Origin of the sequence: Streptomyces gobitricini, from assembly GCF_039532985.1 — a bacterium.
Taxonomy (GTDB): Bacteria; Actinomycetota; Actinomycetes; order Streptomycetales; family Streptomycetaceae; genus Streptomyces; species Streptomyces gobitricini.
The window spans coordinates 21137-35556 of the sequence record NZ_BAAASR010000001.1 but is presented as its reverse complement, the minus strand read 5'-3'; the positions used below and the strand labels follow the sequence as shown (position 1 = coordinate 35556).

General features: G+C 69.7%; 12 protein-coding genes. 6 read left to right on the top strand and 6 right to left on the bottom strand.

Annotated features, from left to right (window positions below; all coding sequences use genetic code 11):
- Positions 1-28 precede the first annotated feature (28 nt).
- The 6 genes from gyrB to dnaA form a co-directional block, all read right to left on the bottom strand.
- A complete protein-coding gene (gyrB, locus tag ABD347_RS00135) occupies positions 29-2101 on the bottom strand; it encodes a DNA topoisomerase (ATP-hydrolyzing) subunit B (RefSeq protein ID WP_344354925.1) in 2073 nt (690 codons plus the stop codon).
- 1133 nt (positions 2102-3234) lie between these two features.
- On the bottom strand, positions 3235-3780 hold the full coding sequence (locus ABD347_RS00130; protein WP_425575537.1) for a DciA family protein: 546 nt from the start codon (positions 3778-3780) through the stop codon (positions 3235-3237).
- Positions 3777-4895 (bottom strand): DNA replication/repair protein RecF, encoded by a 1119-nt coding sequence (gene recF, locus ABD347_RS00125; RefSeq protein ID WP_344354922.1) that lies wholly within the window; start codon positions 4893-4895, stop codon positions 3777-3779. The genes ABD347_RS00130 and recF overlap by 4 nt, the downstream gene beginning before the upstream one ends.
- A gap of 57 nt (positions 4896-4952) precedes the next feature.
- On the bottom strand, positions 4953-5831 hold the full coding sequence (gene gnd, locus ABD347_RS00120) for a phosphogluconate dehydrogenase (NAD(+)-dependent, decarboxylating) (RefSeq protein ID WP_344354919.1): 879 nt from the start codon (positions 5829-5831) through the stop codon (positions 4953-4955).
- A gap of 140 nt (positions 5832-5971) precedes the next feature.
- The gene (dnaN, locus tag ABD347_RS00115) at positions 5972-7102 is read right to left on the bottom strand and encodes a DNA polymerase III subunit beta (RefSeq protein WP_344355242.1); all 1131 of its coding nucleotides are present in this window, start codon (positions 7100-7102) and stop codon (positions 5972-5974) included.
- A gap of 1601 nt (positions 7103-8703) precedes the next feature.
- A complete protein-coding gene (dnaA, locus tag ABD347_RS00110; RefSeq protein ID WP_344354916.1) occupies positions 8704-10488 on the bottom strand; it encodes a chromosomal replication initiator protein DnaA in 1785 nt (594 codons plus the stop codon).
- Positions 10489-10848: 360 nt separating this feature from the next.
- Between dnaA and rpmH the strand changes: the two genes are divergently transcribed.
- The 6 genes from rpmH to rsmG all read left to right on the top strand — a co-directional run bounded on the left by rpmH (position 10849) and on the right by rsmG (position 14296).
- Entirely contained in the window at positions 10849-10986 is a 138-nt protein-coding gene (gene rpmH / locus ABD347_RS00105) for a 50S ribosomal protein L34 (RefSeq protein WP_018846094.1), read from the top strand.
- Between the two features lie 20 nt (positions 10987-11006).
- The gene (rnpA, locus tag ABD347_RS00100) at positions 11007-11378 is read left to right on the top strand and encodes a ribonuclease P protein component (protein WP_344354909.1); all 372 of its coding nucleotides are present in this window, start codon (positions 11007-11009) and stop codon (positions 11376-11378) included.
- Positions 11375-11701 (top strand): membrane protein insertion efficiency factor YidD, encoded by a 327-nt coding sequence (gene yidD, locus ABD347_RS00095; protein WP_336321155.1) that lies wholly within the window; start codon positions 11375-11377, stop codon positions 11699-11701. The genes rnpA and yidD overlap by 4 nt, the downstream gene beginning before the upstream one ends.
- Before the next feature lie 3 nt (positions 11702-11704).
- Positions 11705-12940, top strand: coding sequence for a membrane protein insertase YidC (yidC, locus tag ABD347_RS00090; protein ID WP_344354902.1), 1236 nt, complete (start codon positions 11705-11707; stop codon positions 12938-12940).
- Between the two features lie 14 nt (positions 12941-12954).
- Positions 12955-13464, top strand: a complete 510-nt coding sequence (locus tag ABD347_RS00085) for a Jag family protein (RefSeq protein ID WP_344354899.1) — start codon at positions 12955-12957, stop codon at positions 13462-13464.
- A 121-nt stretch (positions 13465-13585) separates the two neighbouring features.
- Positions 13586-14296 carry a 16S rRNA (guanine(527)-N(7))-methyltransferase RsmG gene (gene rsmG / locus ABD347_RS00080; RefSeq protein ID WP_344354896.1) on the top strand — a complete coding sequence of 237 codons (711 nt, stop codon included), beginning with the start codon at positions 13586-13588 and terminating at the stop codon, positions 14294-14296.
- The last annotated feature ends 124 nt before the right edge of the window (positions 14297-14420 follow it).

Genomic DNA, 14420 nt, shown 5'->3' with positions numbered 1-14420 from the left:
TCCTTTCGTACGGTCAGCTGAGGCCGACTCAGATGTCGAGGAAGCGGACGTCCTTGGCGTTGCGCTGGATGAACGATCGCCGTGCCTCCACGTCCTCGCCCATCAGCACCGAGAACAGGTCGTCGGCCTGGGCCGCGTCGTCCAGCGTGACCTGGCCGAGCACCCGGTGGTCCTGGTCCATGGTGGTGATGCGCAGTTCCTCGGCGTTCATCTCGCCCAGGCCCTTGAAGCGCTGGATGGAGTCCTCACGGATGCGCTTGCCGTTCTGCTTGCCGAGCTCGACGAGCGCGTCACGCTCGCGGTCCGAGTAGGCGTACTCGAAGTCGTCCCGGCCCCACTTGATCTTGTACAGCGGCGGGCGGGACAGGTAGACGTGCCCGGCCTCGACCAGCGGCCGCATGAAGCGGAAGAGGAAGGTCAGCAGCAGGGTGTTGATGTGCTGGCCGTCGACGTCGGCGTCCGCCATCAGGATGATCTTGTGATAGCGGAGCTTCTCGATGTCGAAGTCCTCGTGCACACCGGTGCCGAAGGCGGAGATCAGGGCCTGGACCTCGGTGTTCTGGAGGATCTTGTCGATCCGCGCCTTCTCGACGTTCAGGATCTTGCCGCGGATGGGCAGGATGGCCTGGAACTCCGGGTTACGGCCGGACTTGGCCGAGCCGCCGGCGGAGTCACCCTCGACGATGAAGATCTCGCACTTGGCCGGGTCGTTCGACTGGCAGTCGGACAGCTTGCCCGGCAGGGAAGCCGACTCCAGCAGGCCCTTGCGGCGGGTCAGGTCCCTCGCCTTACGGGCGGCGACGCGGGCCGTGGCGGCCTGGATCGCCTTGCGGACGATGTCCGCGGCCTCGTTCGGATGGCGGTCGAACCAGTCGTTGAGGTGCTCGTGCACGACCTTCTGGACGAAGGTCTTGGCCTCGGTGTTGCCCAGCTTGGTCTTCGTCTGACCCTCGAACTGGGGCTCGCCGAGCTTGACGGAGATGATCGCCGTCAGACCCTCGCGGATGTCCTCACCCGTGAGGTTGTCATCCTTCTCGCGCAGCAGCTTCTTGTCGCGCGCGTACCGGTTGACCAGACCCGTCAGAGCGGCGCGGAAGCCCTCTTCGTGCGTACCGCCCTCGTGGGTGTGGATGGTGTTCGCGAACGAGTACACGCCCTCCGTGTACTGCGAGTTCCACTGCATCGCGATCTCGACCGCGAGCAGGCGGTCCTTGTCCTCCGCCTCGACGGAGATCACCGTCGGGTGGATGAGCTCGCCCTTGCGCGAGTTCAGGTACTTCACGAAGTCGACGATGCCGCCCTCGTAGTGGTACGAGACCGTCCGGGCCGGCGCCTCTTCCGCCGTCTCGGCGGCATCCGGGTCGTCGGCGTTCATCGTCGCCTTGGCCGACTCCCGCTCGTCGGTCAGCGTGATGCGGAGGCCCTTGTTGAGGAAGGCCATCTCCTGGAAGCGGCGCGAGAGCGTCTCGAAGGAGTACTCGGTCGTCTCGAAGATGTCCGGGTCGGCCCAGAACGTCACGGTCGTGCCGGAGTCCTCGACCTCCTCGTGCTTGGCGAGGGGGGCGGTGGGCACACCGAGCTTGTAGTCCTGGGTCCACCGGTAGCCGTCGCGCTTGATGTCGACCGACACCTTGGTGGACAGCGCGTTCACGACGGACACACCCACGCCGTGCAGACCACCGGAGACGGCGTAACCGCCGCCGCCGAACTTGCCGCCCGCGTGCAGGACGGTGAGCACGACCTCGACGGCCGGCTTCTTCTCGACGGGGTGCATGTCCACGGGGATACCGCGGCCGTTGTCCACGACCTTGACGCCACCGTCCGCGAGGATGGTCACGTCGATGTTGTCCGCGTGCCCTGCCAGGGCCTCGTCGACGGAGTTGTCGACGACCTCTTGTACGAGGTGGTGGAGTCCACGCTCACCGGTCGAGCCGATGTACATGCCGGGACGCTTGCGAACCGCGTCCAGACCCTCGAGGACGGTGATCGCGCTGGCGTCGTACGACGAGGTGACCTCGCCGTTCTCGCCGGCGGCAGTGGACGGAATGTTCTCGTTGGGGTTGCCGGAATCGGCCACGAAGCGCCCTTTCTGGCACAGCACAAGCCGTCTCTCCGGGCATGCGGGAGCGGCTGCGTCGATCGACATGTTCCGCGTGGGCGGGATTACCTACCAGTCTACCGGTAGCTCTGACATTAATGGGGGCTTGCCGGTGCCTGAGTCCGCATGTGCCGCCCTGAACCGGCGCCGACCGACTCCCCCATATTCGGGAAGGGGCTCCAGGAGCCTCACGCCGCCACTCAGCGCTTCGGCCTGTCAACCTCCAGCAACGGTGACGACCACCTCATCCCCACTCCCGCTCCCACCCCGCCGCGGGGCCCGCACGCGACCGGCCGAACCCGGCCGTACCGGCGTCGTTCGCCGCCCCGCGGCCGGTTCGGTTGCGGGGCGGTTCGGTTGCGGGGCGGTTCGGTTGCGGCTGTCGCGGTTGTGGCTGTCGCGGTTGTGGCTGTCGCGGTCGGTGCGGCACGTCATGGCCGTTGTGGCCGTCGCGGGTGCGGCTGTCGCGGGTGCGGCTGTCGCGATTGCGGCTGTCGCGATTGCGGCCGGTGCGGCTGCGACCGTTCGCGGGTGCGGCAGTCATAACCGTCGCGGCCGTCGCGGCCGTCGCGGTCGGCCCTCCGGCACAGGCGGGTGCGCGAGGCGGCGCGGAGGGCGCCGGGGCAGGGAGCGCGGGATCATGCGGGCACCGGGTGCGGGCAGGTGGTCCCTATACCGAGACGCAGTCGCAGGACGCGGGCGGTGGGAGCCGGAGCCGGGGCACTCGATGTCCGATGCCGCGGTACTGCGGGCGTCGGAGCGCCGGGCGCGACTGGCTCCCGGACGCCGGCGCCCCGGGCGGGGCAGCGGCGCGGAGGCGTGGCCGGAGCGCTGGAGCACCAGGCCATGCGTTCGCCTGATGTAAGGGACCGGGCCTCGGGGCTCGGCCGGGACCCGTCGCCGGGTACGGGGGTACGGGGGTACGGAGCGGGAGGACGCCCGGAGTCGGCCCCGGATACTGGGCGGGGCCATCCGGCGGGGCCGGAGGCCGCTCACGCCCGCACCGCGCCGGGGCGGGCTGGAGCGCGCGCGGGGCGCCGAGCAGGGGCGCCGAGACGGGGTCGGCCGACCGGCGAGCCCGAGACGGAGCCGGCCCCGCCGGCACGGAGCGTCTCGACCCCGGCCGCGCCGCGCCGTCAGCCGTACGTGTCGCCCGGCCCCGTACTGCCCGGCGCCCGCAGTGGGCCGCCGTATCCGCGCCGAGGCCCGCCCGGCCCCAATACCTTGATCACCCGGACCGTGCCGTGCCCCAGGTCCTCGTTCAGCCGGGCCACCAGCCGCGGCGCCAGCAGCCGCAGCTGCGTCGCCCATGCCGTGGAGTCGCACTGCACCGTCAGCACCCGCTCGTCCGGGTCCTCGTCGTACCGCAGCGGCACGCAGTGCTTCGCCAGGTCCTCGCCCACGATCTGCGGCCACCGCCCCATCACGCCGCCGACCGCCGCCGGGGTCTCCCACCCGCGCTCGGTGATCAGCCGGTTGATCGCGGCGCCCAGCGGCAGCGGATCACGGCCGTCCGCCCGCGCACCCGACCGCAGGCCCCCGCCCCGCCGGGCCTGCTTCTTCTGCTGCGCCGCCGCCCCCCGCGCCTTGGCCTGCTCCTTCGCCGCGCGCAGCGCGACCCGCGCCAGGTCGACACCCGACGGTTCCGGAACCGACGGCCCGGGCAGAGGCTCCGTCGTCACAGCCGCTCCACCGATCCCTCCGACACCTCGTACCTCGCCCCGGCCAGCACCCCCGGCACGTCGTCGTCGACCGCGGCCGTCACCAGCACCTGCTCACCCGGCGCGACCAGCTCCGCCAGCCGCTCGCGGCGCCGCGCGTCCAGCTCCGCGAAGACGTCGTCCAGCACGAGCACCGGCTCGTTGCCCTCGCCTCGGAGCAGGTCGTACGAGGCCAGCCGCAGCGCCAGCGCGTACGACCAGGACTCGCCATGGCTGGCGTACCCCTTCGCGGGCAGCTCGCCGAGCCCGAGCACCAGCTCGTCCCGGTGCGGGCCCACCAGCGTGACGCCCCGCTCGATCTCCTGCTTGCGCACCTCCGCCAGCGCGGCGAGCAACCCCTCGTACAGCGCCTCGCGGCCGTGTGCCCCGGACACGGCCCCCTTGTACTCCAGAGCCACCGGCCCGCCGCCCGGCGCCAACTGCTCGTACGCCTTGTCGGCCAACGGCTGCAACGCCGCGACCAGGTCGAGGCGTTGTGCCAGCAGCTCCGCGCCTGCCCGCGCCAGGTGCTGGTCCCACACGTCCAGCGTGGACAGGTCCATGGAGCGGCCACCGTGCCGCCGCGCCATGGCCGCCGATTTCAGCAGCGTGTTGCGCTGCCTGAGCACCCGTTCGTAGTCGGACCGCACACCTGCCATCCGGGGCGAGCGCGCGGTGACCAGCTCGTCCAGGAAGCGCCGCCGCTCGCCCGGGTCGCCCTTCACCAGCGCCAGGTCCTCCGGCGCGAACAGCACCGTCCGGACGATGCCCAGCACATCACGCGGTTTGACCTGCGACGACCTGTTGATGCGGGCCCGGTTCGCCCGCCCCGGGTTGAGCTCCAGCTCGACCAGCTGCGACCGCTCGCCCTGCCGGACCGCCGCCCGGACGACCGCCCGCTCGGCGCCCATGCGCACCAGCGGCGCGTCGGACGAGACCCGGTGGCTGCCGAGCGTCGCCAGGTAACCGACCGCCTCGACCAGGTTGGTCTTGCCCTGCCCGTTGGCGCCGATGAAGACGCTGACGCCCGGATCGAGAGGGACCTCGACCCGGGCGTACGAGCGGAAGTCGGCCAGCGACAGATGCGTGACGTGCATGGTGTGCGCCGACCTTCCCCGGCATGCCGTGCACCGCCGGGTGCACAGCCTGTGGATCTACTTCTTGGACTCGACCGCGTGGCCACCGAACTGGTTGCGCAGCGCGGCGATCATCTTCATCTGCGGGGAGTCGTCCTGCCGGGACGCGAACCGCGCGAACAGCGACGCGGTGATCGCCGGCAGCGGGACCGCGTTGTCGATGGCGGCCTCCACGGTCCACCGGCCCTCGCCGGAGTCCTGTGCGTAACCGCGCAGCCGGTCCAGGTGCTCGTCCTCGTCCAGCGCGTTGACCGCCAGGTCGAGCAGCCAGGAACGGATGACCGTGCCCTGCTGCCAGGAGCGGAAGACCTCGCGTACGTCGGTGACGGAGTCGACCTTCTCCAGCAGCTCCCAGCCCTCGGCGTACGCCTGCATCATGGCGTACTCGATGCCGTTGTGGACCATCTTCGCGAAGTGGCCCGCGCCGACCTTGCCCGCGTGGACGGAGCCGAAATCGCCCTCGGGCTTCAGCGCGTCGAAGACCGGCTGCACCTTGGCCACGTCCTCGGCGTCGCCGCCGTACATCAGGGCGTAGCCGTTCTCCAGGCCCCACACACCGCCGGACACGCCGCAGTCGACGAAGCCGATGCCCTTCTCGCCCAGCTGGGCCGCGTGCTTCTCGTCGTCCGTCCAGCGGGAGTTGCCGCCGTCGACGACGACATCGCCGGGGGAGAGCAGCTCGCGGAGCTCGTCGACGGTGGACTGGGTCGCGGCGCCGGCCGGGACCATGACCCACACGACGCGCGGGCCCTTGAGCTTGCTCACAAGCTCCTCGAGGCTGTGGACATCGGCGAGGTCAGGGTTGCGGTCGTATCCGATGACGGTGTGACCCGCGCGGCGGATGCGCTCGCGCATGTTGCCGCCCATCTTGCCGAGACCGACGAGACCGAGCTCCATCAGAGAATCCTCAATCGTTGTGTGCGGAGAGTTCGTACCCGCGTCCGAGCCTACGCCCGGACGCGGGCGCACACCTGTGGGGTCGGGCGCTCATCGGGCGCTTGATCAGCCGCTCAGGCGCACCCTCCCCGGCCGGGGACTCAGCCGCTCAGCCGCACCGGCATGATCAGGTACTTGTAGGCCTCGTCCGCCTCCGCGTCCACGGCCGGCTTGCCGCTCAGCAGCGCCGGCTTGGTGGAGGTGGTGAAGGAGAGCTGGGCGACCGGGGAGTCGATCGCGCTCAGGCCGTCCAGCAGGAACGTCGGGTTGAAGGCGATCGAGATGTCGTCGCCCTCCAGCTGGGCGTCCACACGCTCCACAGCCTGTGCGTCGTCGCTGGAACCGGCCTCCAGGATGAGCACACCCTGCTCGAAGCTCAGCCGGACCGGCGTGTTCCGCTCGGCCACCAGCGCCACACGCTTCACGGCCTCGACGAACGGAGCCGTCTCGATCACCGCGATCGAGTTGAACTCGGTGGGGAAAAGGGTGCGGTACTTCGGGAGGTCGCCCTCGAGCAGGCGGGTGGTGGTGCGACGGCCCGCGCCCTCGAAGCCGATCAGACCCTCGCCCTTGCCCGAGCCCGACAGCGCCAGCGTGACCGTGTCACCGCTCGTCAGCGCCTTGGCGGTGTCCAGCAGCGTCTTGGCGGGCACCAGGGCGACCGCCGAGGCGTCCGGGGACTCCGGCTTCCACAGGAACTCACGGACCGCGAAGCGGTACCGGTCGGTGGACGCCAGCGTGACCGTGTCGCCCTCGATCTCGATGCGTACGCCGGTGAGGACGGGCAGCGTGTCGTCACGGCCGGCCGCGATGGCGACCTGCGCGGCGGCGGAGGCGAAGACCTCGCCGGGAACGGTGCCAGTGGCGGTCGGCATCTCCGGAAGCGCCGGGTACTCCTCCACAGGCATGGTGTGGAGGGTGAACCGCGAGGAGCCGCAGACCACGGTCGCCCGTACACCGTCTGTGGAAATCTCCACCGGCCGGTTGGGGAGGGCACGGCAGATGTCGGCGAGAAGGCGGCCGGAGACGAGGACCGTGCCGCCCTCCTCCACCTCGGCCTCGACCGAGACCCGCGCGGAGACCTCGTAGTCGAAGCTGGAGAAGCTGAGCGCGCCGTCCTCGGCCTTCAGCAGAAGGCCCGCGAGTACGGGCGCCGGCGGACGGGCCGGGAGGCTGCGGGCCACCCAGGCCACCGCCTCCGCGAGTACATCGCGCTCCACCCGGATCTTCACCGGAACCGCCTCCTGCTGTTGCTGGCTCTTTCGTCGACTGCGGGAACCAGTCTGACGCACGCCACCGACAGTCGGTGCGGCTCGGGGTCAAGTCGCGACGGGAGGCACCGGCCGCTCCGGCGCCGAGTTGTGCACAGGCCCCGCTTCCAAGCGGATTCACCGGTAACTCTGAGTGGGAGTAGTAGTAGGGCCTGTGGAAACGGTGGATAACCCCATCCACCCAGGTCACGGCCCGTTTTTTGTCCACCGCGCCTGTGGGCGGGACCGGTGGACAACCACCCCTTTCTGTGGACGCGGGAAAGTTCTGCACACCCGATGCACAGGAGGGGCCGACTTCTCCCCAGCGCCGTCCCCAGTTTTACCCAGCTTCCCCACAGGCCAACCGACCTCCTTGGTGTGACCGCTTTCACTCTGCCCGGTGAGCCCGGGCGTTTCGTTGCCGAACAGTGGACAGGGGTGTGGAGAAGCTGTGGACCATGGACCGGTCCCTGTGGGCCGCCGGTGGACAACGCGGAGCCGACCCTGTGGACGGCGAAAGTGTCCACAGCCTGTGGAGAGCGCTCAGCCACAAATCCACAAGCCGTTGATCTGCAGGGATGCGATCCTCGCACGCCTCCCTGTGGAAGGGACCTGGACAACTTCCCAGTCCCCAGCCTGTGGATCGAAGGTCGTCCCCAAAGCTGTGGAGAACGCGGTGACCGACCGAACTATTCGAACGGCACCGGTCCGGCCACAGGCTGTGGAGTAGGGGAAGGACCGCCCGAAACCGACCCACGGGGTGTTTCCGAGGCGCCTCCGGCAGGGACCGAGCCCCCCTCGGGGCGCTCGCGAGCCGCCCTCCACCGCCTGTGCGCCCACGCCGCTCCAGGCGTACGCGGCTCCCGCCGGGTGTGCCGCCACTGGTTCCCCGCGCCTCCGGAAGGTGTCCCGTCCCCGGCGCGAGCCCCTCCGTACACCGGCCACCGACCGCTTCATCCCCCGCCATACGGGCCGCTCCAGCCCCCCGCACGCGCGGAGCCACGCCCAGGCCGCACGCCGAGCGCCCCGCTCCCGCCGCGTGTGTCCTTCCCCTCCGCCGGGGCGCAGAGCCCCAGGGCCGAGCGTGCGCCGCCTCACCCCGGCTCGCCAGGCCCCTCGCATGCGTGGGGCCCAACCCGGCCATGCGCGCCCAGCGCCCGCTCCCGGGCGTGTGTCCCTGCATCCGCCGGGCCGGGCAATGCGCCCGCCTCAGCTCGGCTCGCGAAGGGCCCCGCACCCCGCATGCACAGAGCCCCCGGCCCGGGCTGTACGCCCAGCCCCCGGACCCGGGCTATGGGCCCAGCCCCCGGCCCCGCCCCGGGCGCGTGTCCTTCCGTCCGCCGGGGCTCCGAGCCCCCGGGCCCCCGTCCGCACCCACCCCGCCACAGGTGCCGCTTCCCCGGCGCGCACAAGCCTCCGCCCTCCCGGCCACCGCACAGCCCCGGCCGACGGGAGACGCGCGGAGCCCCCGGCCACGGGGGACGGGAGAGCCCCCGGCCACGGGGGACGGGAGAGCCCCCGGCCCGGTCGGCGGTTTCGGCCGCCCCGGACGGGGGCTCCAGCGGTGCTCGGCTCGGCTGGCCTCAGCCGTTCTTGATGCGGTTGGTGAGCTCGGTGACCTGGTTGTAGATCGAGCGCCGCTCCGCCATCAGGGCCCGGATCTTCCGGTCGGCGTGCATCACCGTCGTATGGTCGCGCCCGCCGAACTGGGCGCCGATCTTCGGCAGTGACAGGTCGGTCAGCTCCCGGCACAGGTACATCGCGATCTGGCGGGCCGTCACCAGCACCCTGCTGCGCGACGACCCGCACAGGTCCTCGACCGTCAGCCCGAAGTAGTCGGCGGTGGCCGCCATGATGGCGCCGGCCGTGATCTCCGGGGCGGCGTCCTCGCCACCCGGGATCAGGTCCTTCAGCACGCCCTCGGTCAGTACCAGGTCGACCGGTTGCCGGTTGAGGCTCGCGAACGCCGTCACCCGGATCAGCGCCCCCTCCAGCTCGCGGATGTTCCGCGAGATGCGGGAGGCGATGAACTCCAGCACCTCCGGCGGGGCGTTGAGCTGCTCCTGCACCGCCTTCTTGCGGAGGATCGCGATCCGCGTCTCCAGCTCCGGCGGCTGCACGTCGGTGGTCAGGCCCCACTCGAAGCGGTTGCGCAGCCGGTCCTCCAGGGTCATCAGCTGCTTGGGCGGCCGGTCCGAGGACAGCACGATCTGCTTGTTGGCGTTGTGGAGCGTGTTGAAGGTGTGGAAGAACTCCTCCTGCGTCGACTCCTTGCTCGCCAGGAACTGGATGTCGTCGACGAGCAGGATGTCCACATCGCGGTAGCGCTTGCGGAAGGTGTCGCCCTTGCCGTCACGGATCGAGTTGATGAACTCGTTGGTGAACTCCTCCGAGCTCACGTACCGCACGCGCGTGCCGGGGTAGAGACTGCGCGCGTAATGGCCGATCGCGTGCAGCAGGTGAGTCTTGCCGAGCCCGGACTCCCCGTAGATGAAGAGGGGGTTGTACGCCTTCGCCGGCGCCTCCGCGACCGCGACGGCCGCCGCGTGGGCGAACCGGTTGGACGACCCGATGACGAAGGTGTCGAACAGGTACTTGGGGTTCAGCCGGGCGTGCGGTTCTCCGGGGCGGCCGCCCGGCGCCCCCGCCCCGCTGCCGCTCGCCGCGTTCCCGGCGCCGCCGCCGGGACGCTGCTGGCCGGGAGCCTCGGGCAGCTCGCGCCGGTCACCGCGCGGCTGGTCGTACGGGGACGGGTCGGGCGCCTGGGGGCCGCGGTAGTCGTGGTGCGGCTGCTGGGGCCGGGACGTCGCATAGGGGTCGCGCTCCTGGTAGCCGCCGAGGCGCGGCTGCTGCCAGGAGAGGTCCTCCTGGGTGCGCGGCCAGGATCCCGGCTCGGGGCGCTGCTGCTGGTAGTCGGGGTAGGCCGGGCGCACGCCCGGCAGGCCGTCGTCGGGCATCGGCCGGTGGCCGTAGCCGTCGTACTTCTCGTACGGCTTGTCGTACGGCTCGCCCTGCTGGCGGTCGTCGTAGCGGGCCTGCTGGGACTGCTGCTGGTGATGCCTGCCGGGCGGCGGCGAAGCGGGCGGCGGCTCACCCGCAGAGTCGTCGACCGTGATCGCGATCCGGATCGGGCGGCCGCACTCCCGGCTGAGCGTGTCGCTGATCAGCGGTGCGAGCCGGCCCTCCAGGACACGCTTGCCCCATTCATTGGGGACGGCCAGCAGAGCGGTGTCCGCCACCAGGGCCAGCGGCTGACAGCGCTCGATCCACTGCTTGTCCTTCGGCTCGATGCCCTGCTGGCCTTCCCCCAGGAGCTGCTCGAGCACTCGTGGCCACACTGCGGCAAGATCAGCAGGTACGTCAGCCACAAGGCACGCTCTCTCACAGGTCCCACGAATGTGTGGTTCTCGGGACGGGATGGAAGGACAGGCAGGAAAGGAATCCGAGTTCAGCCACGGTAGTCGCGGCGGCTCGCGTGGTTCAAGTTGTTGTCCACAGCCTGTGCATAGTGGACCACGGCTCAGTGCCGGTTTGACCGGATGGCGTAGCCGCGCGTACCGTGACCAGGTCGAGTTGTCGATGGCTGCTGCCGCCTGCCTCCGATGGGCAATGATCACGGTCAGTGATCGTGAAGCGGTGCACTCGGGCGTATTGCGAGCTACTCGTGGGCGCACGGTGACAGCCAGGCGATGTCCCGCCACCACCCGAATCATTTCTGGAGCCCCCGAGTGAGCAAGCGCACCTTCCAGCCGAACAACCGTCGTCGCGCGAAGACCCACGGTTTCCGTCTGCGCATGCGTACCCGCGCCGGCCGCGCCATCCTGGCGAACCGCCGCAGCAAGGGTCGCGCCAACCTGTCCGCCTGATCACTTAAACAGGTCATGACGTGCTGCCTACCGAGAATCGGCTGAGGCGGCGCGAGGACTTCGCGACCGCGGTACGCCGAGGACGCCGGGCCGGCCGCCCGCTCCTCGTCGTCCACCTAAGAAGCGGTGCAACGGACCCGCACGCGTCAGGGGAGACCGCTCCCCCGACACGTGCGGGTTTCGTCGTCAGCAAAGCCGTGGGTGGCGCCGTCGTCCGTAACCAGGTGAAGCGCAGGCTTCGCCATCTGATGCGCGACCGGCTGCCCGCACTGCCCCCCGGTAGCCTGGTGGTAGTACGTGCGCTGCCCGGTGCGGGCGACGCCGATCATGCACAGCTGGCCCAAGACCTGGATGCCGCCCTTCAGCGGTTGCTGGGAGGGGGCGCGCGATGAAGTACCCGCTGCTGGCCCTGATCAAGCTTTACCAGTGGACGATCAGCCCGTTGCTCGGGCCCGTCTGCCGGTACTACCCGTCGTGTTCCCACTATGGATTCACGGCCATCGACCGGCACGGCGCGGTCAAGGGCACAGCCCTGACCGCCTGGCGCATCCTGCGGTGCAACCCGTGGTCGCCCGGCGGCGTGGACCATGTTCCCCCTCGTAAGCGCCCCCGCTGGCACGAAATGCTGCGTGACGCGCTGCGCGGCGGCAAGGGCGGGCACTCCGCCGAGACGAGCCCGGCCGCAGAGACCCCGCCCCATGCTCAAGGAGCCTGATTAGTGGACACGATTGCCAGTCTGTTCAGCTTCATCACCACACCTGTCTCGTGGATCATCGTCCAGTTCCACAAGCTGTACGGGGCGATGTTCGGCCCCGACACGGGCTGGGCCTGGGGCCTGTCGATCGTGTCCCTGGTGGTGCTCATCCGGATCTGCCTGATCCCGCTCTTCGTGAAGCAGATCAAGTCGACCCGCAACATGCAGGCGCTCCAGCCGAAGATGAAGGCGATCCAGGAGCGCTACAAGAACGACAAGCAGCGTCAGTCCGAAGAGATGATGAAGCTGTACAAGGAGACGGGCACCAACCCGCTCTCCTCGTGCCTTCCCATCCTGGCGCAGTCGCCGTTCTTCTTCGCCCTGTACCACGTGCTTTCGAAGATCGCCTCGGGTGACACGATCGGTGTCCTCAACCAGGAGCTGGTGAACAGCGCTCGTGAGGCGCACATCTTCGGCGCGCCCATCGCGGCCAAGTTCATGGACGACCCGGGCAAGGTCGAGGCGCTCAACGCCTCCCTGACGGATGTCCGCGTCGTCACCGCGGTCATGATCGTCCTGATGTCGCTGTCGCAGTTCTTCACCCAGCGCCAGCTGATGCAGAAGAACGTCGACCTGTCGGTGAAGACCCCGTACATGCAGCAGCAGAAGATGCTGATGTACATCTTCCCGGTCATCTTCGCCGTGATGGGCATCAACTTCCCGGTCGGTGTCCTCGTCTACTGGCTGACCACCAACGTGTGGACCATGGGCCAGCAGATGTACGTGATCAACCAGAACCCGACCCCGGGCAGCAAGGCACAGGACCACTACTTGCAGCGTCTGGTGAAGAGCGTCACCTCTCATGGCGAGGTCCGAGGCCGCCGCCGCCGCGCCGTCGTCCAGGCGATCGTGGCCAAGGGCCCCGACCGCAACGACAACGAGCGCAAGTTCGTCACCACGCTGGCCAAGGCCGGGTTCACCCCGCAGCCCGACGGCAACGTGAAGAAGGTCGACCCCGCCACCGCCGAGGCGGAGAACGCGGCAGCGGCCCGGCGCCAGCAGCCCAAGCGCCAGCCCAAGGCGAAGCGCCAGGCCGGAGGCGGTCAGCAGCCTCCGGCGAAGACCTCCCTGGAGAAGGCCGACCAGCCCCAGGAGCCCAAGACGAAGCAGCCGGCCAAGCCCGCCGGTTCCACTCGCCAAGCCAAGTCCGGACAGCGCAAGGGCCAGCAGCGGCCCAAGCACCCGTCGTCCAAGAAGTAAGAAGGAGTCCATCCGTGACGGAAGGCATCACCTCCGCCGCCCAGGGTGGCGACACCCTGACCCGCCTGGAGCAGGAGGGCGAGATCGCGGCCGACTACCTCGAGGGTCTGCTCGACATCGCCGATCTCGACGGCGACATCGACATGGACGTCGAGGCGGACCGCGCCGCGGTCTCGATCGTCAGCGACTCGGGCAGCCGGGACCTCCAGAAGCTGGTGGGCCGTGACGGCGAGGTGCTGGAGGCGCTTCAGGAGCTGACGCGTCTCGCCGTGCACCGGGAGACCGGGGACCGCAGCCGACTGATGCTGGACATCGCGGGCTTCCGGGCCAGGAAGCGGACCGAGCTCGCCGAGCTGGGCGCCAAGGCGGCCGACGAGGTGAAGAGCACCGGTGAGCCGGTGGAACTGCAGCCCATGACCCCGTTCGAGCGCAAGGTCGTGCATGACGCGGTGGCCGCCGCCGGTCTGCGCAGCGAGTCCGAGGGCGAGGAGCCGCAGCGCTTCGTCGTCGTACTCCCTGCCTGACCGCATTTCGCAGTGTCGGCCCCGTCTGTTCGCAGGCGGGGCCGATCCTTGTCAGCCTGATAGTCACTGATCACTGGGGCCAGCGCCCAGTGCGGTAATGCGGTACGGAAGGACGGTTCCCGTGACGGAGGCAGAAGAGCTTCCCCATGCGCCTCAAGAAGCGCGGACGGTTTTCGGTGAGTTCTTCCCCGAGGCTGTCCGGTACGCGGAGCTCCTCGCGGACGCGGGCGTCAAGCGTGGACTGATCGGTCCTCGTGAGGTGCCGAGACTCTGGGAGCGGCACCTGCTGAACTGCGCGGTGCTCTCCGAGGTCGTGCCCGAGGGGGTCACGGTCTGCGATGTGGGCTCCGGAGCCGGACTGCCCGGTATCCCGCTCGCGCTGGTCCGGCCCGACCTGAAGATCACCCTTCTTGAGCCGCTGTTGCGCCGTACGAACTTCCTCCAGGAAGTCGTGGAGCTGCTGGGTCTGGACCATGTGACCGTGGTGCGCGGGCGGGCCGAAGAAGTCCTCGGCAAGCTGCCGCCCGTCCATGTCGTCACTGCGCGGGCTGTCGCTCCGCTGGACCGTCTGGCGGGCTGGGGTGTCCCCCTGCTGCGGCCGTACGGAGAGATGCTGGCACTGAAGGGCGACACGGCCGAGGAGGAGATCCAGGGCGCTCGAGCCGCATTGAGCAAGCTGGGCGTCGTGGAGACTTCCGTTCTTCATGTGGGCGAAGGAATTGTCGAGCCGCTGTCGACCGTGGTGCGTGTGGAGGTCGGTGAGAGCCCCGGCGGTGTGAGGTTCGCCGCCAAGCGCGCCAAGGCTGCCAGGCCCTCGCGCCGACGCCGTTGACATCTGGTTGATCCTCATACGTACGCATTTCGGAGTGTCGTGACGCCCTGACTCTGCGACGAGTGCATCAATGTTTCACGTGAAACGTCGCTCACTGCTGCAGGGAATCATCAGCCGCGGTCGC

Coding starts and splice junctions, on each gene's coding strand:
- recF (WP_344354922.1), bottom strand. CDS start 4,895: ATGCACGTCACGCATCTGTCGCTGGCCGACTTCCGCTCGTACGCCCGG.
- yidD (WP_336321155.1), top strand. CDS start 11,375: ATGAAGTACCCGCTGCTGGCCCTGATCAAGCTTTACCAGTGGACGATC.
- gnd (WP_344354919.1), bottom strand. CDS start 5,831: ATGGAGCTCGGTCTCGTCGGTCTCGGCAAGATGGGCGGCAACATGCGC.